The organism is Methylobacterium sp. CM6246, from assembly GCF_054818005.1.
Genome location: NZ_JBTXKY010000001.1, coordinates 2,216,727 through 2,239,291, shown reverse-complemented (window position 1 = coordinate 2,239,291; position 22,565 = coordinate 2,216,727). Strand labels below are relative to the sequence as shown.

General features: G+C 70.2%; 21 protein-coding genes. 12 read left to right on the top strand and 9 right to left on the bottom strand.

The genetic code is table 11. From position 1 onward, the window contains the following. The first annotated feature begins 42 nt into the window (after positions 1-42). From ACYQPG_RS11040 to ACYQPG_RS11030, 3 genes are read left to right on the top strand one after another with little or no spacing between them, the layout of a single operon-like run. Positions 43-1,125, top strand: coding sequence for a Ppx/GppA phosphatase family protein (locus tag ACYQPG_RS11040; RefSeq protein WP_419829412.1), 1,083 nt, complete (start codon positions 43-45; stop codon positions 1,123-1,125). Positions 1,126-1,135: 10 nt separating this feature from the next. Then, a complete protein-coding gene (locus tag ACYQPG_RS11035; RefSeq protein WP_419829411.1) occupies positions 1,136-1,864 on the top strand; it encodes an RlmE family RNA methyltransferase in 729 nt (242 codons plus the stop codon). 9 nt (positions 1,865-1,873) lie between these two features. Beyond that, complete coding sequence (locus ACYQPG_RS11030) at positions 1,874-2,629, top strand: hypothetical protein (RefSeq protein ID WP_147908205.1); 756 nt, start codon at positions 1,874-1,876, stop codon at positions 2,627-2,629. A 224-nt stretch (positions 2,630-2,853) separates the two neighbouring features. Here the strand turns inward: ACYQPG_RS11030 and ACYQPG_RS11025 are convergent, their stop codons facing one another. From ACYQPG_RS11025 to ACYQPG_RS11005, 5 genes are all read right to left on the bottom strand, one after another. Then, on the bottom strand, positions 2,854-4,017 hold the full coding sequence (locus tag ACYQPG_RS11025) for a DUF4167 domain-containing protein (RefSeq protein WP_461230925.1): 1,164 nt from the start codon (positions 4,015-4,017) through the stop codon (positions 2,854-2,856). A gap of 420 nt (positions 4,018-4,437) precedes the next feature. Continuing rightward, a complete protein-coding gene (gene prmC, locus ACYQPG_RS11020; RefSeq protein WP_419829408.1) occupies positions 4,438-5,331 on the bottom strand; it encodes a peptide chain release factor N(5)-glutamine methyltransferase in 894 nt (297 codons plus the stop codon). 8 nt (positions 5,332-5,339) lie between these two features. After that, positions 5,340-6,425, bottom strand: coding sequence for a peptide chain release factor 1 (gene prfA, locus ACYQPG_RS11015; protein ID WP_147908208.1), 1,086 nt, complete (start codon positions 6,423-6,425; stop codon positions 5,340-5,342). A gap of 221 nt (positions 6,426-6,646) precedes the next feature. Continuing rightward, positions 6,647-8,908, bottom strand: a complete 2,262-nt coding sequence (ptsP, locus tag ACYQPG_RS11010; RefSeq protein WP_419829407.1) for a phosphoenolpyruvate--protein phosphotransferase — start codon at positions 8,906-8,908, stop codon at positions 6,647-6,649. A 307-nt stretch (positions 8,909-9,215) separates the two neighbouring features. Beyond that, complete coding sequence (locus tag ACYQPG_RS11005; protein WP_147939223.1) at positions 9,216-10,451, bottom strand: aspartate kinase; 1,236 nt, start codon at positions 10,449-10,451, stop codon at positions 9,216-9,218. A 281-nt stretch (positions 10,452-10,732) separates the two neighbouring features. Between ACYQPG_RS11005 and ubiG the strand changes: the two genes are divergently transcribed. From ubiG to ACYQPG_RS10975, 6 genes are all read left to right on the top strand, one after another. Continuing rightward, on the top strand, positions 10,733-11,494 hold the full coding sequence (gene ubiG, locus ACYQPG_RS11000; RefSeq protein ID WP_147908211.1) for a bifunctional 2-polyprenyl-6-hydroxyphenol methylase/3-demethylubiquinol 3-O-methyltransferase UbiG: 762 nt from the start codon (positions 10,733-10,735) through the stop codon (positions 11,492-11,494). A 46-nt stretch (positions 11,495-11,540) separates the two neighbouring features. Continuing rightward, positions 11,541-12,113, top strand: a complete 573-nt coding sequence (locus ACYQPG_RS10995; protein ID WP_461230924.1) for a YbhB/YbcL family Raf kinase inhibitor-like protein — start codon at positions 11,541-11,543, stop codon at positions 12,111-12,113. Positions 12,114-12,276: 163 nt separating this feature from the next. Beyond that, complete coding sequence (locus tag ACYQPG_RS10990; RefSeq protein ID WP_147908213.1) at positions 12,277-12,894, top strand: PAS domain-containing protein; 618 nt, start codon at positions 12,277-12,279, stop codon at positions 12,892-12,894. Positions 12,895-13,110: 216 nt separating this feature from the next. Beyond that, positions 13,111-13,236: a type B 50S ribosomal protein L36 gene (gene ykgO, locus ACYQPG_RS10985; protein WP_003601867.1), complete on the top strand. Its 126-nt coding sequence runs from the start codon at positions 13,111-13,113 to the stop codon at positions 13,234-13,236. A 183-nt stretch (positions 13,237-13,419) separates the two neighbouring features. Next, positions 13,420-14,040 carry a tetratricopeptide repeat protein gene (locus ACYQPG_RS10980; RefSeq protein ID WP_419829405.1) on the top strand — a complete coding sequence of 207 codons (621 nt, stop codon included), beginning with the start codon at positions 13,420-13,422 and terminating at the stop codon, positions 14,038-14,040. Beyond that, on the top strand, positions 14,037-15,050 hold the full coding sequence (locus ACYQPG_RS10975; protein WP_461230923.1) for an alpha/beta fold hydrolase: 1,014 nt from the start codon (positions 14,037-14,039) through the stop codon (positions 15,048-15,050). The genes ACYQPG_RS10980 and ACYQPG_RS10975 overlap by 4 nt, the downstream gene beginning before the upstream one ends. 3 nt (positions 15,051-15,053) lie before the next feature. On the opposite strand, the gene pyk is transcribed toward ACYQPG_RS10975, so the two are convergent. The 3 genes from pyk to ACYQPG_RS10960 all read right to left on the bottom strand — a co-directional run bounded on the left by pyk (position 15,054) and on the right by ACYQPG_RS10960 (position 18,380). Then, complete coding sequence (pyk, locus tag ACYQPG_RS10970) at positions 15,054-16,490, bottom strand: pyruvate kinase (RefSeq protein WP_147854294.1); 1,437 nt, start codon at positions 16,488-16,490, stop codon at positions 15,054-15,056. Between the two features lie 119 nt (positions 16,491-16,609). Further along, a complete protein-coding gene (locus ACYQPG_RS10965) occupies positions 16,610-17,101 on the bottom strand; it encodes a DUF1036 domain-containing protein (protein ID WP_246692219.1) in 492 nt (163 codons plus the stop codon). Continuing rightward, complete coding sequence (locus ACYQPG_RS10960) at positions 17,067-18,380, bottom strand: glycerate kinase type-2 family protein (protein WP_147908216.1); 1,314 nt, start codon at positions 18,378-18,380, stop codon at positions 17,067-17,069. Before ACYQPG_RS10960 ends, ACYQPG_RS10965 begins: the two co-directional genes overlap by 35 nt. Positions 18,381-18,574: 194 nt before the next feature. On the opposite strand from ACYQPG_RS10960, the gene ACYQPG_RS10955 reads away from it, so the two are divergent. The 3 genes from ACYQPG_RS10955 to ACYQPG_RS10945 all read left to right on the top strand — a co-directional run bounded on the left by ACYQPG_RS10955 (position 18,575) and on the right by ACYQPG_RS10945 (position 20,107). Then, a complete protein-coding gene (locus ACYQPG_RS10955; RefSeq protein ID WP_419829403.1) occupies positions 18,575-19,339 on the top strand; it encodes an N-formylglutamate amidohydrolase in 765 nt (254 codons plus the stop codon). Positions 19,340-19,400: 61 nt separating this feature from the next. After that, positions 19,401-19,709 (top strand): DUF1244 domain-containing protein, encoded by a 309-nt coding sequence (locus ACYQPG_RS10950; protein WP_147939246.1) that lies wholly within the window; start codon positions 19,401-19,403, stop codon positions 19,707-19,709. A gap of 101 nt (positions 19,710-19,810) precedes the next feature. Beyond that, a complete protein-coding gene (locus tag ACYQPG_RS10945) occupies positions 19,811-20,107 on the top strand; it encodes a DUF2312 domain-containing protein (RefSeq protein WP_058190202.1) in 297 nt (98 codons plus the stop codon). Positions 20,108-20,218: 111 nt separating this feature from the next. Here ACYQPG_RS10945 and ACYQPG_RS10940 read toward each other — a convergent pair whose 3' ends face one another. Beyond that, entirely contained in the window at positions 20,219-22,045 is a 1,827-nt protein-coding gene (locus ACYQPG_RS10940) for an alkaline phosphatase family protein (RefSeq protein WP_461230922.1), read from the bottom strand. Positions 22,046-22,565 lie beyond the last annotated feature (520 nt).

Below are 22,565 nucleotides of genomic sequence, written 5' to 3'. Positions count from 1 at the left end.
CGCGACGCTCCTGGCTGACCCGAAGGACCGACGGCCGCGCCGATGAGGGACGAGACCGCTGCGGCCGCGCCGTCCCGCACGTCGGCCGGCGCAGTGCCGCTCCAGCCGACGGCCCCGTCGCCGGGCCGTGACAGACGACGCGTCGCCTACGCGGCGCTGGATCTCGGCACCAACAATTGCCGCCTTCTCATCGCCGAGCCGACCTTCAGCGGTTTCCGGGTGATCGACGCCTTCTCGCGCATCGTCCGCCTCGGCGAGGGACTGGGCAGCTCGGACCGTCTCAACGACGCCGCGATCGAGCGCACCGTCGAGGCCCTGCGGATCTGCCGGACCAAGATGCAGGCCCGGGGCGTCCGCCGGGCCAAGGTGATCGCCACGGAAGCATGCCGCCTCGCGGTGAACGGCGCGGCCTTCGTCGAGCGCGTCCGCCGGGGCGTCGGCCTCGACCTCGAGATCGTCGACCGGCAGACCGAGGCGTATCTCGCGGTGACGGGCTGCGCGGCGCTCGCCGACCCGGACGCGGAATCCGTGGTGATCTTCGACATCGGCGGCGGCTCCACCGAGATCGCGTGGCTCGACGGTGAGGCGGCCAACCCGTCCACCGACCCGACCCTGCGGATCCGCGCCTGGGATTCCTTGCCGGTCGGCGTCGTCACCCTGGCCGAACGCCATGGCGGCGCCGAGGTGACCCGGCGGATGTTCGAGGGCATGGTCGAGGAGGTGGCGGAAAAGCTGTCCGCCTTCGCGATCCGGGCGGCGGCGGCGGCCACGGCGCCGCATTTCCACCTGCTCGGCACGTCCGGCACGGTGACCACGATCGCCGCCATGCATTTGCGGCTGGCCCGCTACGAGCGGCGGCGGGTGGACGGCCTGTGGATGAGCGACCATGAGGTCTCCGCGGCCATCGACGATCTGCTCGACACGCGGCTGGAGCAGCGGGCCGACAATCCCTGCATCGGACGCGATCGCGCGGATCTGGTACTTGCCGGCTGCGCGATCCTGGAGGCGATCCGGCGGGCCTTCCCGTCCGAGCGCCTGCGCATCGCCGACAGGGGCCTGCGCGAAGGATTGTTGATGAACATGATGCGGGAGGACGGCGTCTGGAACCGGAAGGCCGTCCGATGAGGACACCACGATGACGGACCGGCGCGGGGGCGCGGGCTCCACGGGCGGCGTGCGCGGCGACCTGAAGCAGCGGGTGAAGACCGGCCGCGGCCGGACGCTGTCGCAGAAGCGGTGGCTGGAGCGCCAGCTCAACGATCCCTATGTGGCCCGGGCCAAGCGCGAGGGCTATCGCTCCCGCGCGGCCTACAAGCTCATCGAGATCGATGAGCGCTACAAGCTGCTCAAGCCCGGCCAGCGGGTGGTCGACCTTGGGGCAGCGCCGGGCGGCTGGTCGCAGGTGGCGGCCCGGATCGTGGGGACGACGGGCCGCGTCGTCGGCATCGACCTCCTTGAGATCGAGCCGATGCCGAACGTCGAGTTCATCACCCTCGACTTCCTGGATCCCGAGGCACCGGTGAAGCTGACCACGCTGCTCGGCGGCCCGGCCGACCTCGTCCTGTCCGACATGGCCGCCAACGCCACCGGTCACAAGAAGACCGACCACCTGCGGATCATCGGCCTGGCCGAGACCGCGGCCGAGTTCGCCCGCGAGATCCTGGCCCCGGGCGGCGCCTACCTCGCCAAGGTGCTGCAGGGCGGCACCGAGAACGCCCTGCTGGCCGACCTGAAGCGAGACTTCACGGCGGTGCGCCACGTGAAGCCGGCGGCGAGCCGGTCCGATTCCAGCGAGCTTTACGTGCTCGCGACTGGCTATCGCAGCGTCGCGGCGCGGGCGGCCGCGGCGGTCGACGAGGCCTGAACCTCCCCGATGCTGTTCGAGTGGGCGCTGTCGCTGGTCAATCCCGCGCCGTTGCGCCTGCGCCGCCTCGGCTATGTCCGCCAGAGCGGCCGTCTCCACGCCCGGTCCCGCCGGTGCCGCGCGGCCTGGGCGCCGCACCTGACCCGGGCGCGCGGCGTGATCATCGCCGCCGCCGAGGCGACGGCCGGGCGCGGGTCGGTGGTGGTGCTCGGGTCCGGGCTCCTTGACGACGTCCCGCTCAAGGCCCTCGCGGACCTGTTCGACCGGGTGTCTCTGGTGGACGCCGTCCATCCCTGGCCGGCACGGCTCACCGCCCGCCGACACCGCAACGTCGCCCTGGTGACCGCGGAGATCAGCGCGGGCTTGGGCGATCCAGGCCTTGCCGAGGTCTGTGCGTCCGCCGACCTGATCGTGTCGGCCAACCTGCTGTCGCAGCTCCCGATCGTTCCGATCGAAGCTCACGAAGCGCGGGGCCGTGAGGCGCCGCCGCAACTGGGCACCCAGATCGTCGAGACTCATCTCGCGGCCCTGGACCGGCTCGCATCCGGGACCGCGCGGGTCTGCCTGGTCACCGACATCGTGCAGCGTGTGGAGGACCGGGCCGGGCGGGTGACCGACAGCCTAGACCTGATGTTCGGGGTGGCTCTGCCGCCGCCAGTCCAGGTTTGGGACTGGGAGATCGCGCCGTTCGGCGAAATCGGCCGACGCCACCGGCTAATCCACCAGATCCATGCCTACCCGGACTGGCGGGCCGCCCGGGCCTGATCCGTTTGCGAGCCGACAGTCCCCGCTCACCGTCGTTGCGAGCGGAGCGAAGCAAGCCAGGGCATCACATGATTCGCGAAAGTGGCGCATCACTGGACTGCTTCAGCGCGCGCGACGATGGAGAGCGATCATCAACTGAGGGTGCCAACCGACCAGCATGACCCATGCAAAAAGCCGCCCCGGTGTCCCGGGACGGCTTTCTCAGGTGGCGTCGGCGTTCCGCCTCACTCGGTCGGGGCGTCCTCGGCGGGTGCGCGGGCCTCGCCCTCTTCCGGGGCGATTCCCTCGAAGCGCGGCCGGCGACGGCGGCGCGGCTTCACGGGCGCCTCCTCGGCTGCGGCCTCGGGGGCCGGGACCGCCGGCTGCTCGACGGGAGTCGTGGCCGCCACCGGACGGGGCGGCGTCATCAGGAACGCCGGCAGGCTCGCCGGATCCTCCGCCGTGACCGGAGCCGGAGCGGCCTCGCGGCGACGCTCGCGACGGGGCGCGGGCTCGGCCTGACGGGGCGTCTCGCTGCGAGCGACCGCCTCGCCCCTGGGTTCGCTCCGGCGCGGCTGACGCTCGTCGGAGCGGGTATCCTGGCGGGCGTCCTGGCGAGTTTCCTGGCGGCTCTCCTGCTGCCGGGGCTCCGCACGCGCGGTCTCGGCCCGGCCGGACTCGTAGCGGTTCTGATCGCCGCGGGCGTCCTGCCGTGTCTCCTGGCGCGTCTCCTGCCGGTAATCCTGGCGGCCGTAATCCTGCCGTCCGTCCTGGCGGGTGTCTTGGCGGTTCTCTTGCCGGCTGTCCTGCCGATTATCCTGGCGGGTGTCCTGCCGATCCTGCCGGTAGTCGGGACGCTGCTGATAGTCCTGCCGCGGGGAATCCTGCCGCTGGTAATCCTGCCGGGGCTGATCCTGGCGCCGGTAATCCTGGCGACCATTGTTGTCGAAGCGCCGCTGGTCCCGGTTCTGGAAGCGATCGCGGCCCTGCTGCTGACGACCGTCCTGCTGCTGGTTCAGGTCCTGCCGCATCTCGTAGGGCTGGGGCTGCTGACCCGGGTCGCCGTCGTCGTAGCCATTGTAGGGCTGGCCGTTCTGCGACGCGCCGTTGCCCTGGCCCTCGTCGTCACCCTCGTCCATCTCGTCGTCGTAGGCGCGGCTGGCATATCCACCGGTATTCGTCGGCCGAGTCTGCTCCTGGGCGCCGGATACGATCCGGAAATAGTGTTCGCCGTGCTGGAAATAGTTTTCGGCCGCTACGGGATCGCCGGCCGCCTGCGCGTCGCGGGCGAGCTGCGCGTACTTGTCGGCGATGTGTTGCGCCGTGCCGCGGACTTTGACGTCGGGGCCGTTGGATTCGTAAGAGCGCGTCAGCGGATTCGGACCTTTCGGCCGGTTACGGCCGCGCATCCGTCGATTCTGGTTTGGTCTCATCGGTCTTCAGTGACCCTCGTTCACGCAAACGACGTTCTTCGGGGCGTCCGGCGTCGATCTTCAGACGCGCTCCAGCCAAATGCACCCGGTGAAGCCGCACGGTCGACCGCCTCACGGTCCGCGCGTTCGCCTGACCATCCCTCGCACCGCGCGTCCGGGCACAGACGCCAGAAACCAGTCGATTGTCAGGTTCGAGTGTTGTCGAACTGACGCGCAGTCGCACGCGCGCTCAAGTCCAACAATACGGGGGATCAGCGAACCGGGCGGGGACCTGCGATCGTTGCCGACCGTATAATCGTCCGTCTTAACGAACCGTTCGCGACCTTCAAACGGACTCTAGCGTTCCCCGGGAGATGCAACAAGCATTTTCTCAGCCCACCGATCGTCGTCGCGGATCTAGGCATCCGTGTGGCCGAATGGAAGGCCGAATGTCAGGACGCGATCGTGGCCCGCCAGATCGCGCCTGAGCCCCAGGTCGGCGTAGCCGGCACCGCGTCCAAGCGTTCGCACCGCCTCGGCCTGATCGTACCCGATCTCGAGCAGCAGCCGTCCGCCCGGCGACAGCAGCGCGGCGTCCCGGACCCCATCGAGGATCCGTCTGTAGGCGTCGAGCCCATCCGGCCCACCATCGAGAGCGGCGTGGGGATCATGCAGCCGCACGTCACGGTCGAGGTGCTGGATGACGTGGCGGACGATGTAGGGCGGGTTCGAAACCACAAGGTCGAAGCCGCCCCGGAGGGCGTCGCACCAATCCCCCGCCGCGAAGGCCGCCCGGCCGCCGACCCCGTTGGCGACCGCGTTGTGCCGGGCGATGCGCAGGGCTGCCGGTGACCGGTCGAGGCCGAGCCCGTTGGCCTGCGGCAGCTCGCTCAGGAGCGCCACCAGGATACAGCCAGAGCCGGTGCCGAGGTCGAGGCACCGGAGTGGTGCCGCCCGGTCCGGAGCGCAGGCGAGCGCCGCCGCCACCAGGGTCTCGGTATCGGGACGCGGAACCAGGGTTTCGGGCGCCAGCCTGAATGGCAGGCCCCAGAACTCCCAGGCGCCAAGGATGCGGGCCACGGGCTCGCCGGCGAGCCGCCGCGCGAAAGCCGCGTCGAGGGCGTCGCCAGCCTGCGCGTCGAGAATCCGGTCCCCGTCGAGAAGGAGGTCGCGCACGTCGAGGTCGAGCAGGCCCAGCAGGAGGAAGCGCGCGTCCCCCGCGGCTTCCGCGTTGCCGCCGGAGCTGAGCAGGGTGGTTCCCCGACGCAGGGCCTCCCGCCGCGATAGGCCCCGGCTCGTTCCCGCGATCACGCCGCCGCTCAGGCCATGCCTTCGGCGGCCAGCAACTCGGCCTGATGCTCGGTGATGAGCGCGTCCACCACCTCGTCCAGCGCGGTGCCGGCCATGACCTCCTCCAGCTTGTAGAGGGTCAGGTTGATGCGGTGGTCGGTCACCCGCCCTTGGGGGAAATTATAGGTCCGGATGCGCTCGCTGCGGTCGCCGGACCCGACCTGCGCCCGCCGGTCGGCGGCACGGGCGGAATCCTTTGCGGTCCGCTCGGCGTCGTAGAGCCGGGCGCGCAGCAGCGACATCGCCCGGGCGCGGTTCTTGTGCTGCGACCGCTCCTCCTGGACGAAGACCACGATACCGGTGGGCAGGTGGGTGATGCGGATTGCCGATTCCGTCTTGTTGACGTGCTGGCCGCCGGCGCCCTGGGCCCGCATCGTATCGATCTTCAGGTCGGCGTCGTTGACGACGATGTCGACCTCCTCGGCCTCCGGTAGCACCGCCACGGTGGCGGCCGAGGTGTGGATGCGGCCCTGCGTCTCGGTGTTCGGCACCCGCTGCACGCGGTGCGCGCCGCTCTCGAACTTCAGGCGCGCGAACACGCCCTTGCCCTTCACCTCCGCCACGACCTCGCGGAACCCGCCGACGGTGCCCTCGCTCTCGGAAATCACCTCGACCCGCCAGCCCTTCGACTCGGCGTATTTCGCGTACATCCGGAACAGGTCGCCGGCGAACAGTGCCGCTTCGTCGCCGCCGGTGCCGGCACGGACTTCCAGGATCGCGCTCTTCTCGTCGGCGGCATCCTTGGGCAGCAATATGAGCTGCAATGCCCGGTAGGCGCCTTCGAGCTGATCCTGGGCCTCCGGTTTCTCCTCGGCCGCAAGGGCGCGCATCTCCGGATCGGTGCCGGCCTCGTCGATCATCGCCTCCAGGCCCGCCAGGTTCGCAAGCGCCGACCGGTAGGTGTGGATCGCGTCCACCACGGGATCGAGATCGGACAGCTCACGAGAGAGCTGGATCACGGTCTCGGATTCGCCTTCGCCGGTGGCGAGCTGCGCGGTGACGAATTCGTGCCGCGCCAGGATGGCGTCGAGGCGCTCGGTGGGAAAGGGGATCATCGCCCGTGTTTCTGCAGGTTCTGGCGCACGACGTTCCAGGCCGGGCGTGGTCTCGTCTCAGGGGTGGGAGCGCGGGATCTTAAAGTTGACCGACGCGGCAGGACAGAGGCCCATCCCACGCCGCCTCCCTTCGCGCGCGGAAACCGCAGCGCACCGACGGAAAGCGTCGTGGCTGTGCCGTACAACCCCGGCCGAACCTTCGGCAAGAGCGGCAACACGGGTTAGATAGGAACGCCGTGGGCGTGTGCGAAGGCGGTGAGCGCCGGGCGCAGGGAATCGCCGTCGTGCATCCGGGCCATCTCGGCGTCGATCAGCTCCGACACGGCGGCCGCATCGAGGCTGAGCACCATCGCCTTGACCGGGCCGATGGCGGCCGGCGACATCGACAGGCTGCGGTAGCCGATGCCGATCAGCGCCATCGCGTCGAGCGGCCGGCCGCCGATCTCGCCGCAGACCGTCACCGGGCAACCGGCCGCGTTGGCCCGCTCGGCGATCAGCCGGAACGCCCGCAGGGCCGCGACGCAGAGCGGGTCGAACCGGTCGGCGACCCGGCGGTTCTCGCGGTCGACCGCGAACAGGAACTGCATCAGATCGTTCGAGCCGACGGAGAGGAAGTCGGCTTCCTTCGCGATCTCGTCGATCTGGAACAGCAGCGAGGGCACCTCGACCATCGCACCCAGCCTGCACTCGGTGGGGAGCTGGTAGCCGTGGCGGCGCAGATAGGCCTTCTCGCGTTCCACGATGCCGCGGGCGCGGACGAACTCGTCCACGGTGGCCACCATTGGGAACATGATCTTGAGCGGATCGCCGTCAGCGGCCTTCAGGAGGGCGCGCAGCTGCATCCGCAGCAGGGCCGGCCGGTCGAGGCCGATGCGGATCGCCCGCCAGCCGAGCGCCGGGTTCTCCTCCTCGAGCTTGGCCATGTAAGGCAGGATCTTGTCGCCGCCGATATCGAGCGTGCGGACCGTCACGGGCTTGCCGGCGGAGGCCGCAAACACCTTGCGGTAGAGCTCCTGCTGCTCCGCGGCCGACGGCATGCGCTGGGCCACCATGAACTGCAATTCGGTGCGGAATAGGCCGACGCCCTCGGCGCCGGTCTCGTGCAGGTGGCTGAAATCGACCAGCAGGCCGGCATTCAGCTGCAGGCCGACGCGAACCCCGTCCCGGGTCTGGGCCGGGACGTCCCGAAGGGCCCGATACTGCTCCTGCCGACGGGCGCGCAGCCGCACCATCTCGGCATAGGCCGCCTCGACCTCGGGGCCGGGCCGGACATGGATCTCGCCGGCCACGCCGTCGACGATGATGGCATCGCCGGCATCGCACAGGGCGGAGGCGTTCTCGACTTCGCCCACCGCCGGGATGCCGAGCGCCCGGGCCACGATGGCGACGTGGCTGGTGGGACCGCCCTCCTCCAGGACGATGCCGCGCAGCGTCGAGGAATCGTAGTCGAGCAGCGCGGCCGGCCCCATGGTGCGCGCCACCAAGATGGCGTTCTCCGGCAGGATGACGGCTCCACCGGCCTCCGGACCGATCAAGGTGCGCAGCAGCCGGTTGGCGAGGTCGTCGAGGTCGTGCAGGCGCTCGCGCAGGTACGGGTCCGCCTGGCGCATCATCCGGGCGCGGTTGTCCGACTGTACCCGCTCGACGGCGGCCTCGGCGGTCAGGCCGGAGGCCACGGCCTCGCGCATCCGCCGGAGCCAGCCCTTGTCGTGGGCGAACATCCGGACGGTCTCCAGCACCTCGCGCGATTCGGCGGTGCCGATCCGGTCGCCGCGCTCGACCAGCGCGTCGATGGCGGAGCGGACCTCCTCGATCGCCGCGTCGAGCCGCGTGACCTCGCGCTCGACGTTCTCGGCGATCAGCGTCTTCACCACCACGCGCGGCTCGTGAAGCACGACGTGGCCGAGCCCGATGCCGTCCGCCAGCGCGATGCCGCGGGCGACGACCGGGCGGCGAGCGGCGGTGCCGGCATCCGGCGCCAGGCCCTCCAGCTCGCCCGAGGCGATCATCTCCGAGAGGACCATCGCGGTCGTCTGGAGCGCCTCGATCTCCTCCTCGGAATAGACCCGGTAGGTCTGGTTCTGGACGGTAAGCACGCCGAGCGTGTTGCCGGCCCGCAGCAGGGGCACGCCCAGGAACGCGTGATAAGCCTCCTCGCCCGTTTCCGGCCGATAGGAGAAGGCCGGGTGGTTCTGCGCGTCCGAGAGGGAAAGCGGTTCGGCGGTCTGGGCGATCAGGCCGACGAGGCCCTCGTCGGCGTTCATACGCGTCTGGTGGACCGCCTCGCGGTTCAGGCCCTCGGTAGCGAACAACTCGAGGGTGTTGTCGTCCCTCAGGACGTAGACCGAGCAGACCTCGGCCACCACGTTGGCGGCGATCAGGACGACGATGCGGTCGAGGCGTGCCTGGGGACTGACCGGCTCCGCCATCGCTTCGCGGAGGCGGCGCAGCAGCAGGCGCGGGCCTCCGGGCGCAGCGGGCATCGATTCGTCGTTCCAACGTCGGCGAGCGGCCTTGGCGTCGACCACCCTGCAACCTTGGCGCCGACTGGGAAACGTCCGGCGCCGGATGGACCGCGCCGCGAGCCCCCGGAAGATCTCCGGGTTCGGCGGAAAGGCCCGTGACTGTTCTAGCTCAAGACACCCGATCCGCTGATGAGACCCCGACCGCTCGCCATGCGAGTGGACGTGATTCCAACCCCTTACCTGATCTCTTGTTTCAGCGCGCCCTCGTCCACCGAGCCGACGTTCCGGTCAGGCCGTGGGCGCTCTCGTCGAGAACCCCCCAGGCTCAGGCCTGATCCAGGCCGTATAGCGAGTGGAGCGTGCGCACGGCAAGCTCCGTATAGGCCGCATCGATCAGCACGGAGAACTTGATCTCCGACGTGGTGATCGCGCGGATGTTGATGCCCTTCTCGGCCAGAGCCCGGAACGCCTTGGCTGCGACGCCCGCGTGGCTGCGCATCCCGACCCCGATCGCCGAGACCTTGACCACGTCGGTGGCCCCCTCGATCTGCGCGTAGCCGATCTGCGGACTCGCCTGGTCGAGGATCGCGCGGGTGCGCTCGTACTCGGCGGCCGGCACCGTGAAGGTCATGTCGGTGGTCGACTGGTCGCCCGACACGGTCTGGATGATCATGTCGACGTTGATGTTCGCGTCGGCCAGCGGCCCGAAGATGGCGGCGGCCACGCCGGGGCTGTCCTTGACCCGGCGCAGGGTGATCTGCGCCTCGTCCCGGGAGAACGCGATCCCGGTGATGATCTGCTGTTCCACGATGTCGTCCTCGTCGCAGATGAGGGTGCCCGGGCGCGCTGCGTCCGGCGGATCGAAGGAGGACCGGACCGTGGTCGGCACCCGGTGGACCATGGCGAGTTCCACGGAGCGGACCTGCAGGACCTTGGCGCCGAGCGACGCCATCTCCAGCATTTCCTCGAAGGTCACGCGCTCCATGCGCCGGGCCTTCGGCACGATGCGCGGATCGGTGGTGTAGACCCCGTCCACGTCCGTGTAGATGTCACAGCGCTCGGCCTGGATCGCGGCCGCCACGGCCACCGCCGAGGTGTCCGAGCCGCCGCGCCCGAGGGTCGTCACCCGGCCGGTCTCGGCATGGATGCCCTGGAAGCCGGCGATCACCGCGACCTCGCCCTTCGCGAAGCCCGCCTCGAGGTTCTTCGGGTCGATCTCGGCGATGCGGGCCGAGCCGTGCGCATCCGAGGTCAGCACGGGAATCTGCCAGCCCTGCCAGGAGCGAGCCTTGAGGCCGTCCTTCTGCAGGGCGACCGCCAGGAGGCCCGCGGTCACCAGCTCGCCCGAGGCCACCACGGCGTCGTACTCCCGCGGGTCGTAGAGCGGGTTGGCGTCCTTCACCCACTCGACCAGCTCGTTGGTCTTGCCGGACATGGCCGACACGATCACGGCGACCTCGTAGCCGGCCGCGACCTCGCGGGCGACGTGGCGGGCCACGTTGCGGATGCGGTCGAGCGTGGCGACGGAGGTGCCGCCGAATTTCATCACCAGACGGGGCATGATGGTTCTTCGCGGGTTCCCGGCGGCGACTGGGGACGAACCGCCCTGGCGGGTCCCGGACAGTGCCCGGCGGGTACAAGCGGCTCGTTGAGGTGTCAACAACCGGCCAAGCATGGAACCCGCCAAGCACGGTGCCGGCGCGCCGCGGCGACGGCCCCGGGGCAGCCGTGCTATGGCGGCCCGGATATGCCGCGTCGGCCGCCCCGATCCGGACCGCCCGGCGACGGCCTGGCGTTCGGGCATCGCAGGCGGGCCGCCGGCCTCGACGGAACGGATCGCGCATGGACAGGGCAGCCACGAACCCCGGGACGGACGGCTTCGTCGATCGCGGCGAGGTCGCGCGCTTCGACGCGCTCGCCGCGACCTGGTGGGACGAGGCCGGGCCGATGCGGGTGCTGCACCGGTTCAACCCGGTGCGCCTGGCCTATATCCGCGACGCGCTCTGCCGCCGGTTCGACCGGGATCCGCAGGCGCCGTTCCCCCTGGACGGCCTGACGCTGTGCGATGTCGGCTGCGGCGGCGGCGTGCTGTCGGAACCCCTGGCCCGGCTCGGCGCCACCGTGACCGGCCTCGATCCCGCGGAACAGAACATCGCGGTGGCCCGCGCCCACGCCGCGGCCGGCGGCGTGCCGGTGGATTATCGCGGCGAGACCATCGAGACGGTGGTCGCGTCCGGCCAGATCTTCGACGCCGTGCTGATCATGGAGGTGGTGGAGCACGTCTCCGATATGCCGGCCTTCGTGCGGACCGCCTGCGCCGCCGTGAAGCCTGGCGGGATGCTGTTCGGCGCGACCCTCAACCGGACCCTGCGCTCGTTCGGGCTCGCCATCGTGGGCGCCGAGTACGTGCTCGGCTGGTTGCCGCGGGGCACGCACGATTGGGAGAAGTTCGTGACGCCCGACGAGTTTCGCCGCGCCATCCAGGCGGGCGGCCTCGACGTCACCGACACGATCGGCGTCGCCTACAATCCCTTGACCGACGGATGGCGCACCAGCCGGGACAAGGCGGTGAACTACATGGTCGCGGCCGAGCGCCGCGCCTGAACCGGAGCCTCCGCGCGCGGTTGAGACCGCAGCGGAGGCCCGAACCATGCTCGAGAAGATTCCCCACGCGCTCGGCGCGGCCCTGTCCGGCCTCAAGGCCGGGATGCAGAAGACCGCCTTTCACGCGGATTTCGCCGACGTCCCGGAGACGCTGACGCTGACGAGCCCCGCCTTCGCGGACGGTGCCGAGATCCCCGCACACTACACCGCGGACGGGCCGGGCCTCTCGCCGCCCCTGGCCTGGAGCGGCGTGCCGGCGGGGACCGGCACGCTGGTCCTGCTGGTCGAAGATGCCGGCAGCCCCACGCTGCAGCCCTTCGTTCACCTGATCGTGTGGAATGTTCCGCCCTCGGTCGACAGCCTCGACGAGGGGACGCTGGCGAGCCCCGACCGGGCTGGCACCCCGATGAGCCTCGGCAAAAACAGCTTCTTGCGGCCCGAATGGCTCCCGCCCGATCCGCCGAGCGGCCATGGACGCCACGCCTACCTGTTCCAGATCTACGCGATCGGAAGCGTGCTCGACCTGCCCGACAGCCCTGGTCGGGGCGCCCTCCTCGACGCGATGCGCGGGCGGGTGATCGGCAAGGGCCAGCTCGCGGGCGGCTATGCCCGCCCCTGAACCGGACCGATCGATGGGCGGGGATTGGACCGGCCCGCGGCTTCGTTTGCGTTGTGCCGCAGGGGGCGCCGGGCTAGTGAGTCGACCAGATACCGCGTGCGCGCACAAGGACTTCTGCCGCGTGCGTGGACCTGGATTTCCCCTCAGTTTCGGAGCGTGACCGGTGGGCTTGGATGCGCGCGCGCGGCGGAAGGACACGGACATCGTCGCCCGCGCCCTCGCGGCGTCGAATGTCGGGACCTGGGAATGGCGGATCGCCGACGATGTCGTGCGTTGCGATTCCGTCGCCGCTACGATGCTCGGCATCCCACGCTCGGCCACCGGCCACGGCACGACCTACGCGCTGTTCTTCGAACGCGTCCATCCGCAGGACCGGCAGCGGGTCGGCGCGATCGTCAAGAACCTCCAGCGTCACGGTGGGCTGTACGTCGCCCAGTACCGCACCGTGCTGACGCCGGACGACGTCCGCTGGGTCCTGGCGCGCGGCCGCTTCGTGGTGAGCGCGGACGGGATCGTGAGCGAGGCCCGCGGCATCGTCATCGACGTGACGGAGAGCAGCCGCGACGGCTTCCTCGACGAGTCCGCCTTCTGCGCGATCGATGCGCCCGGCAGCGGGATCGACCGGGTGGCCGAGCTGGCGCTGGCGCTGTTCAACGTCGCCGAGGGCCTGGGCGAGTCGGATTTCGTCCGGCTGAAGCCCCTGATGGACGCGCTGCTGCACGAGATCGGGCGGCAGCTGGTCGAAAGCCCCGCGGTCCCGGCTGCCGACAGCGTCCATTGAGGCACCGCGGCTTCCACGCCTCGCCTGCCTGCCTCACCTGCCTCACCTGCCTCACCTTTGCCTGCGACGCCTTGCCTTGCGGTGGCGAATCCTGATATGGCGGCGCCATCCCGCGATGCGTGTTTCGTGATCGCTGGACGCGACCCCGCGTCCCGCCTCGCTGACACGTTCCCGATCCCCCGTGAATGGACGGCCCCGCCCGGGCTCGAGAAACCGATGAAGATCCGTAATTCCCTCAAGTCCCTGCGCGGCCGTCACCGCGACAACCAGCTCGTGCGCCGCAAGGGCCGGGTCTACGTGATCAACAAGACCCAGAAGCGCTTCAAGGCTCGCCAGGGCTGAGGCCGTCTGCCCGGCTCAGGCCGGGTATCGGAGCGACGTCCCGTCAGGCCGTGCTCGGTCTTTCGGGAGTGTGCAGATCGTCACGCGAAAGCAGCCGCGCCCGGCCGGGCCGCGGCTGCTTTCGCGTGCGCGGCACCGCGGCACGTTGACGAGCGCGACACCCGCGCACACTCTGCTGGCATCATGCCGACACGCTTCATCGCCGCCCTGGTCTGCCTGCCGGTTCTGGCCGCGACGCCCGCCGACGCGGCACCCGATGCCATCCGGCCCGGCCGCGCCGCGCCGGAGGTCAAATCGGCGCCCGAGGCCAAGCCGGCGCCGAAGCCGGTCAGCCTCGATGACCTGTTCACCCGCCTGCGCGCCAGCGAGGATCCCGCCGAGGCGAAGGGCATCGCGAAGCTCATCGAGCGCCGTCTCGACGCGTCCGGCAGCCCAACCGCGGACCTGCTCACCGATCGTGCCCGGCAGGCCATCTCGGCTCACGACTTCCCCCTGGCGGCCGAGCTGATGGACCGGGTCACCGCCCTGGAGCCGAACTGGTCGGAGGGGTGGAACCGCCGCGCCACGGTGTTCTGGCTTCTGACCGACAAGGACGACGCCATCGCCGACCTGCGCCGGGCACTGGTTCTGGAGCCGCGCCATTTCGAAGCCTGGGCCGCCATGGGCAGGATCTACGAATCCCTCGATGACAAGGCGCGGGCACTCGCGGCCTTTCGCCGGGCGCGGGCGCTGTATCCCAAGATGGAGAAGATCGGCGAGGCGGTCGACCGCCTAGCCCCGGAGGTTGACGGCCGCGACCTGTGAGCCGCGTGGTCGGACTGCTCCTCACGCTCCTCGCCCTCCCCTTCGCGATCCTGGGCCTGGTTCTCGGCCTCAGCGCGCTCGCGAGCCTCGTGATCGACCTGAAGGTCGGGGCCGCGAACCCGCCCGCCGGACCCTTCGTCGAGGTCGCCGGCGGGCGTCTGGCGACGATCCAGGCCGGTCCGGCGAACGGCCGGCCGGTGGTCCTGCTGCACGGTGCCTCGGCCAACGCCTCCGATCCGATGGAGTGCATCGGCCGCCGACTGGCAGCGGCGGGCTATCGGGTGATCGCCTTCGATCGGCCGGGCTTCGGGTGGAGCGACCGGATCGACGGCGGCGAGGCGGCGGCGCCCGCGATCCAGGCCCGGATCATCGCGGAGGCGCTCGACCGAATGGGCGTCGGCCCGGCGCTGGTGTTCGGGCATTCCTGGGCCGGAGCCCTGGCCCTGGCGCTCGCCCTCGACCATCCGGCGCAGGTCTCGGGCCTTGTTTTGGCCGCTCCGGTCGCGATGCCGATGCCGTCGCGGATGCTGGTCCTGCCTTGGTACTGGCGTCTCGCCATCAAACCGCCCGTGGCCTGGCTTCTCAGCCGCACGATCGGGCCGCCCGTCGCCCAGTATTTTCTTCCCGAGACGGCCAAGCGGGTCTTCCTGCCCCAGTCGGAGACACCCGGATACCCGGAGCTCGTCCGGGCCTCCCTCGTGCTGAGACCCGGGACGCTGCTCGCCAACGTTCAGGATCTCGTCGGCCTGCCGGCCGCCCTGGCGGCTCAGAGCCCGCGCTACGGTGACCTGCGCGTTCCGACCCTGGTGATATCCGGCGATGCGGACCCGATCGTCCGCAGTGAGAGCCAAGCGGTGCCTCTGGCGAAGGCGATCCCAGGCGCTCGGCTCGTGCTCCTGCCCGGGATCGGTCACATGCTCCACTTCGTGGCGGCGGAGCGCGTGACCGACGAGATCGTCCGGTTCGCGGGTGAGCAAAGGCGCGAGGCTGCGCCGCTGCTCAAGGATTAGGACTCACGCCTTCTCGGCGTGCTCCCGGGTGATGAAGGTGAGCCGCACGAGGTTCGTGGCCCCAGGGGTGCCGAACGGCAGGCCCGCCACCACGATGACCCGGTCGCCCACCGCGGCGAACTTCTCGCGCACGGCGAACTTGGCGGCGCGGAACGACATGTCGTCCACGTCGCTGGCATCCTTGGTGACGATCGGGTGCGTGCCCCAGGCGAGGGCCAGGCGCCGGGCGGTCTCGCGCCGAGGCGTGAGGGCGATCACGGTGGCGTTCGGGCGCTCGCGTGACAGCCGCAGGGCCGTCGAGCCCGAATTAGTCCAGGCCATGATCGCGTCGAGATTGAGCGCATCGACCATCTGGTGGGCGGCCGCCGCGATCGCGTCAGCCGCGGTCTCGTCCGGCGTCGCGCTCTGCGCCCGGATGATCGACCAGTAGACCGAGTCCCGCTCCACCTGCTCGGCGATGCGGTTCATGGTCTCCACGGCCCCGACCGGGAAGGCGCCCGAGGCGCTCTCGGCGGAGAGCATCACGGCGTCCGCACCCTCGTAGACCGCGGTGGCCACGTCCGAGACCTCGGCGCGGGTCGGGACCGGCGCCGTGATCATCGATTCGAGCATCTGGGTCGCCACCACCACGGGCTTGCCGAACCGGCGGGCGCTGCGGGTGATCCGCTTCTGCACGCCGGGGACCTGCTCCAGCGGCATCTCCACGCCCAGATCGCCGCGGGCGACCATCAGGCCGTCCGAGATCTCGATGATCTCGTCGAGCCGGGTCAGGGCCTGCGGCTTCTCGATCTTGGCCATCACCAGGGCGCGCCCGGCGCAGACCTTCTTGACCTCGGCTACGTCTTCGGGACGCTGGACGAAGGAGACGGCGATCCAGTCGGCGCCGGCGTTGAGGCCGGCATCGAGGTCGGCCCGGTCCTTCTCGGTCATCGCCGGCACCGGGATCACCGTGTGGGGCAGCGACACGCCCTTGCGGTTCGAGATCTTCCCGCCGACCTCGACCCGGGTCACGGCCCGGTTCTCCGAGGTCTCCAGCACGGTCAGACGCAGCTTGCCGTCGTCCAGCAGGATGGCGTGGCCGGCCTCGAGCGCCTCCAGGATCTCCGGGTGCGGCAGGTGGCAGCGGCTGGCATCGCCGGGCGTGGGATCGCCGTCGAGCACGAAGGTCGCGCCGGTCTCAATCATCACGGCGCCCTCCGCGAAGGTGCCCAGCCGAAGCTTGGGGCCCTGCAGGTCGACCAGGATGCCGATCGGGTGCTTGGCCTCGCGCTCGATCGCCCGGATCACCTCGACCTTCTCGGGCAGCTTCTCGCGTGGCAGGTGGCTCATATTGAGCCGGAACACGTCCACGCCCGCCCGGAACAGGCGTTCGATCATCTCCGGCGAGTCCGAGGCCGGCCCAAGGGTGGCGACGATCTTTGTACGGCGCGAGCGTTTCAAGCGGGATCCTCCGGGTATTCCGCGGCGCTCGTCTCGGGGTTGGACCCGGACGGCGTCGGTTCGTTGGGGGCGGGTGTAGGCATCCCGCCCGGGGCAGCGTCAAGGGCGCGACGGCATCCTCAAGGCTTGGCCGGCGCGTCCGCCCGGTTGGGATCGGTGAGTTGGATCGTCCAGCTCTTCTGCTCGCCCGTATCGACCTCGAAGAAGCCGTTCCGGTCGTAGCCGCGAGCCAGGCAATCCTCGACCCCGCGGATCGTGAATTCCGAGTCGCGGGTGCACATCAGCGAGCGCCCGCTCCACTCGCCGCCGCGCGTGTAGTCGACGGCGAACACGTAATAGAAACGCGCCGCCAGCGCCCCCTTCAGGAGCGTCTCGCAGGCCTTCGGGGCCAGATCCCACCAGCCCTCCGTGACCCAGCCCTGCGGATCACGGTAGCCCAGCGAGATGCCGACCTTGCTGGCGGTCTGGTTGCACAGGCGCAGGTCGGCCTTCGCGGGGCCGGCGCCGAAGAGCGCGATGCCGAGCCCCAGGATCACCGGCACGGCGGCCGGCGAACCGGTCGCCCCCCTCAAGAACCTACCCGACGAGGATGATGCGGCAATCGTTGACATTGGTACGGGTCGGACCGGGGTTCACGAGGTCGCCAAGAGCCGCGAAGAACGCGGTCGAATCGTTCTGCTCCAGCATCGCGGCCGGGTCGAGGCCGGCGGCGCGGGCGCGATCGAGCGTCGTCGGGTCGACCAGGCCGCCGGCCGGATCGGTGGCGAGGCCGCGTCCGCCGTCGGTGCCGTCGGTGTCGGCGCTGATCCCGGAGATGCCGGGCGCGCCGTCCAGCGCCACGGCGAGGGCCAGGGCATATTCCTGGTTCGGGCCGCCATGGCCCTCGCCCCGGATGGTGACGGTCAGTTCCCCCCCCGAGATCAGCGCGACGCGCTGCCCGGCCGCTTTGTAGCGCTTGGCCTCGCTCGCGTGCACGGCCGCCACCTCCCGGGCCTCGCCTTCGAGGTCGGCGCCCAGCATGATCGGCTCGTAGCCCGCGTCCCTTGCCGCCTGGGCGGCCGCCTCCAAAGCGTCGATCGGCCGGGCGATGATGCGGTACTCGGCCCGGGCGAAGGCGGGATCGCCGGCCTTGGGGGTCTCGTTGTTCGGGTCGTTCAGGAGCCGGACGGCCGTCTCCGGCAGCGGGATGCCCCGGCGCTCGCAGATGGCGCGGGCATCCGCCAGGGTCGAGGGATCGGGCACGGTCGGGCCCGAGGCGATCACCGCCGGATCGTCGAACGGCACGTCCGAGATGGCAAGCGTCAGGATCCGCCGGGCGTTGCGGGCGGCCATGGCCAGCCGGCCGCCCTTGATCCGCGAGATGTGCTTGCGGACGGTGTTGATCTCGCCGATCGGGGCGCCGGAGCGGAGCATCGCCCGGGTGATCGCCTGCTTCTCGGCGAGCGTCAGGTCCCCGGCCGGCGCGATCCAGTTGGCGGAGCCGCCGCCGGACAGGAGCACCAGAACCTCGTCGTCCGGACCGGCCTCGGTGGCGAGCCGCAGGGCCTCCTGGGTCGCGGCGATGCCGGCCTCGTCGGGGACCGGGTGTCCCGCCTCGACCATGTGGATGCCCGGAGCGTCCTGTCCGTAGCCGTGCCGCGCCACCGCGAGGCCGACGATGCGGTCGTCACCGAGCCCGTGCTTCTGCCGGTAGAACCGGCTGGCCACCGCGCTCATGCTGCCGGCCGCCTTGCCGGCCGCCAGGATGATCAGGCGTCCCGGGCTCGGTTCCGGCAGGTGCGCGGGCAGGCACAGGTCCGGATGGGCGGCCCGGATGCCGGCGGTCAGGAGGGCTTCTAGGAGCGCGCGCTGCTCGGCGGGGGCGGCGATGGGCGGGACGGTTTCGGACATGGCGTCGGACGGGCTCCTCACAGGATGTTCTTGCGTGCGATCCCCGCCCACGCATTGGTGGACGGCGGGCCCGTTTCTTGCCGTGAGCGCACGTTGTTTGGTAGGCATCTCGCCTCGTCAGGTGATCTGCCCGAGCCGCCGCCCCACGGCAAGCGCGATCGGCGCCGTCCCACAGATCCAACCCTCGGAGCCCCGTGACCCGTCCGGAGACTGAAGCGCTTGCCGACGCCCCGCACCCGTGCGAAATCCTACCCGGAGATCCCGCCTGCGGGCTGATCATCGCGTGCGATCATGCGTCGAACTTCGTGCCCCCGGACATCGAGCTCGGCGTGCCGGAATCCGAGTTCGCCCGGCACATCGCGTACGATATCGGCGCCGCCGCGGTGACGCGCGGGCTCGCGGCCCGGCTGAACGTGCCGGCGATCCTGACCAACTTTTCGCGTCTGATCATCGACCCGAACCGCGGCCGGGCCGACCCGACCCTTGTGATGCGCCTCTCCGACGGCGCCGTGGTGCCGGGCAATGCCCGCATCGACGAGGCCGGCAAGCAGGCCCGGATCGCGCGCTTCTACGCGCCGTTCGATGTGGCCATCGACGCGGCGATCGCGGCGGCCCAGGCGGCCGGGCGTCCCCCGGCGATCCTGACCATGCACAGTTTCACGCCCTACTGGCGCGGGACGGCACGGCCCTGGCAGGTCGGCATCCTGTACGACCGGGACGAACGCCTCGCCCGGCCGCTGATCGAGGCGCTCGCGGCCGATCCGGCCGGGCTCACCGTGGGCGACAACCAGCCTTATGGCGGCGGCTTGCCGGGCGATACGATCGACCGCCACGCCACCGCGCGCGGCTTGGCCAACGCCCTCGTGGAGATCCGCCAGGACCTTATCGCCGGCCAGGAAGGGCAGGAGGAATGGGCCGAGCGCTTCGCCCGCATCCTGCGTCCGCTGATCGGAGCTTGATCGCGACGCCGGCGATCCCGAGATGCGTGCGGCCGTCCGCAACCGGAAAGCGTACCACACCATGCCCGAGATCGACCCGCAGACCCAGACCGAACTCGAAGCCGCGGTGTTTCGACGGCTCGTGTCGCACCTGCGCAATCGCACCGACGTGCAGAACATCGACCTGATGAACCTGGCGGGCTTCTGCCGGAACTGCCTGTCGAACTGGCTCAAGGATGCCGCCGACGAGACCGGCGTGCCGCTAACCAAGGACGAGAGCCGTGAGGCCGTCTACGGGATGCCCTACGGCGAGTGGAAGGCACAGCATCAGACCGAGGCGAGCCCCCAGCAGCAAGCGGGATTTTCGGCTTCCCAGGCCAAGGATCACTGACCGGGCGAAAGGGGCGGCGAGAATCGGCTAAGCTTCCGGTAAGTTCGGACCGTTAACCACCGGTCCAGGGCGCACCTGCGCCGCGCATCCCGGAGAGCCCCATGAACGCCCATTCGATGCCCACCGCAGCAGCCCAGCGGCCCGGTGGCGACGTCTCGTCCTCCGAGGGCGTGGCCGCCGACGAGCTCAAGCAGTTCATCGAGCGCCTGGAGCGGCTCGAAGAGGAGAAGGCCGGCATCATGGGCGACATCAAGGAGGTGTTCGCCGAGTTGAAGGGCCGGGGCTTCGACGCGAAAGCGGTGCGGACGATCATCAGGATCCGCAAGCAGGATCACAGCGAGCGCCAGGAGCAGGAGGCGATCCTCGAGCTCTACATGCAGGCGCTGGGCATGGCGTAGTCTCGCCGCCGATCCGGACACCGGTTCGGCCGAGGGATGAGATTGGAATGCGAAGGGCCGTACCCCGCCGGGTACGGCCCTTCGTTTACTCCATGATATGCCGGTCGGAGGTCAGTGGCCGCCCGAAGCGTGCGTCTCTTCGACCAAGCCGAGCGTCCGGCCCGGATAGCCGGCGGCATCGAAATACCGGGTCTCGCCGACCGTCTGGTAGTTCAGCACCGTCACGATGCCGGCGGCGTCCGGCTCCGAGCGGCGGGTATGCGTCTGAGCTGTTGGGCGGGCACCGTTGACCATCGCTTCCGTCAGGACGCGGCCGACCAGCTTGCCCTTGTCGGAGATGTCCAGGTTCAGAATCTGCGCGATGGTCTTGCCGAGGTCGGCGTTGCTCGCCGGGATGTCGCTGTCCAGGCCGCCCCGGAAGCTCGGCCCCACAGCGCCCATGGCGTTGCGGGTGTCAGAGCGCGCGAAGCTGCCGTGCATGCCCTGCCCCTGCTGAAGCGTGGTGTCCGATACCTCGACGCCGCAGGTCGTGGGATCGACGCAGCCCGTGGTGAAGCGGCGGAAGTTCACCACGATCGCGGGCATCGGCGTCAGGGCCGAGCCGTCGAGGGCGATGGCCGAGAGCGGCAGGGTCCCGGGGATGGCGCCCAGCGCGTCGCTGACGAACAGGCCGCTGACGTAATCCTGGCGGGACAGCGCCGCGACGACCTGCCGGGCGAGCGCGGTGTCGCCGTTCGGCACGTAGACGAGGTCCGAGCCGCCATTGGCCGCCACCACCACGTCGGGCTTGGCCGGATCGGTGCCGATCAGGCCGTTGGCGCGGCTCGGGAACGTCCCGGCCTCCACCTTGGCGCCTTTGGCGTCCGGGTCGAACAGCGTCAGCCCGAGGTCGTGCGCCAGGTCGATGGCGAGGAACCCCGGGGGCAGTTGCCGGGCCGGCACGCCCTTGTAGGTTTGCCCAGCGGCGAAGCTCGACGCGCTCTCCTTCGAGATGGTCGAGAAGCCGTGATCCGAAGTCAGGACGATGTCGGTGGTCTCGGCCAGCCCTTGCTCGAGCAAGGCGGCCTGGAGGGCGGCGAGGTTGTCGTCGGCGTTGTGGATGGCGGCCAGGCTCGTCGGTCCGTTGATGCCGGGCACCAGCCGCCCGAGACTGTCGCCCTGGTTGTGCTGCGTCCCGTCCGGATCGCGCGACCAGAACACCAGCACGAACGGCTGCTGCCGGGCCTTGAACAGCGGCAGCACCGCCTTGGTGGCGACCGCGGTGAAATAGGCCTGCTGCTCGACATTGGCCGCGGCGGTACCCGGCGTCTCGGCGGTGCCGGCCTGACCGTTCGCGCCCCGGGCGGGCGCCTGGGCCGGCAGGCCGACCTCCGTCAGGCGGGCGCGGATCGCGTCGCCCAGCGGGATGCCGCCGGTCCGGCCGGTGCTGTCGTCGATATGGATGTTGGACTGGCCGGAACGCTCGGTGTGATCGAAGACCAGGGACGGTCCGAGCTTGCCAATGCTGGCGGTGGAGAACCCCTTGGCGCGGGCGGCCTTCAGGATCGTTTCCTCGTTGAGGTAATTGCCGACGAAATGCTCGTCGACATCGCCGAGCACGGGGTCGCTCTCAAGGAACGGGGTCAGGCTGTCGCCGGCGCCGGGCACCGGGAAGGCGGTGTAGATCGTGTTCCCGAACTGGCCGGTATCACCGAGCATGTGGCCGGTCGCCATCGCGGTGGCGTTCGGCATCGTGAAGGTCGGGAACATCGAGTGCGAGTTGGTGAAGCGCACGCCGGTCTTCATCAGCCGGTCCATGGTCGGGGTGTTCTGCGCATTCACCATGCCCGCCCTCAGGCCGTCGGCCACGAACAGGACGACGTTGTGGGGCCGCGTCTCGGCGCGAGAGGCGCCCGAGGCGTACAACCCGACGAGGCCTGCAATGACGACGCGACGCATGACGAATCTCCGACCGTACCGGCCAGCGGCGTGGCCGGGGAACATCACAGCGCCATGACAGGCGCGGGCCCGGCGGCGGCGGTTCGGTCCGGGGCATTGCTCCCGATATGGGCACGGAGACTTTCGGATCGCGCAGTCGCGGCGCCCAAAATCGCCGGAAACACGTAGAGCGCGGGGTCTTAATCCGAACCGGTCCGATCCTTCCAGGCGGAGGAACCGGAGGATAAATGCTGAGGACCGGGTTTCTTCCACAGACAACGTCCGACGTCGCGTAACGCCGTCGCCGAGACCTTGACGGTAGCGAGTTCTTTCCTGAAAGAGTGAGTAACCGCATCCGGTATGCCACATTGAAGGGCAGCCCGCGGACGCTCGAACGCTCTTGAGACGCGGCCTTCACGGGCCTGTCGACTGCAGGCGCGCAGCGGATCCAACACGATCGACATGCCAGACCGGGATGCGCCGATGCGGACGCGGCCCGCGACGCGCTTGGGAGAGGAAACGATGATCCTGACGAAACGCT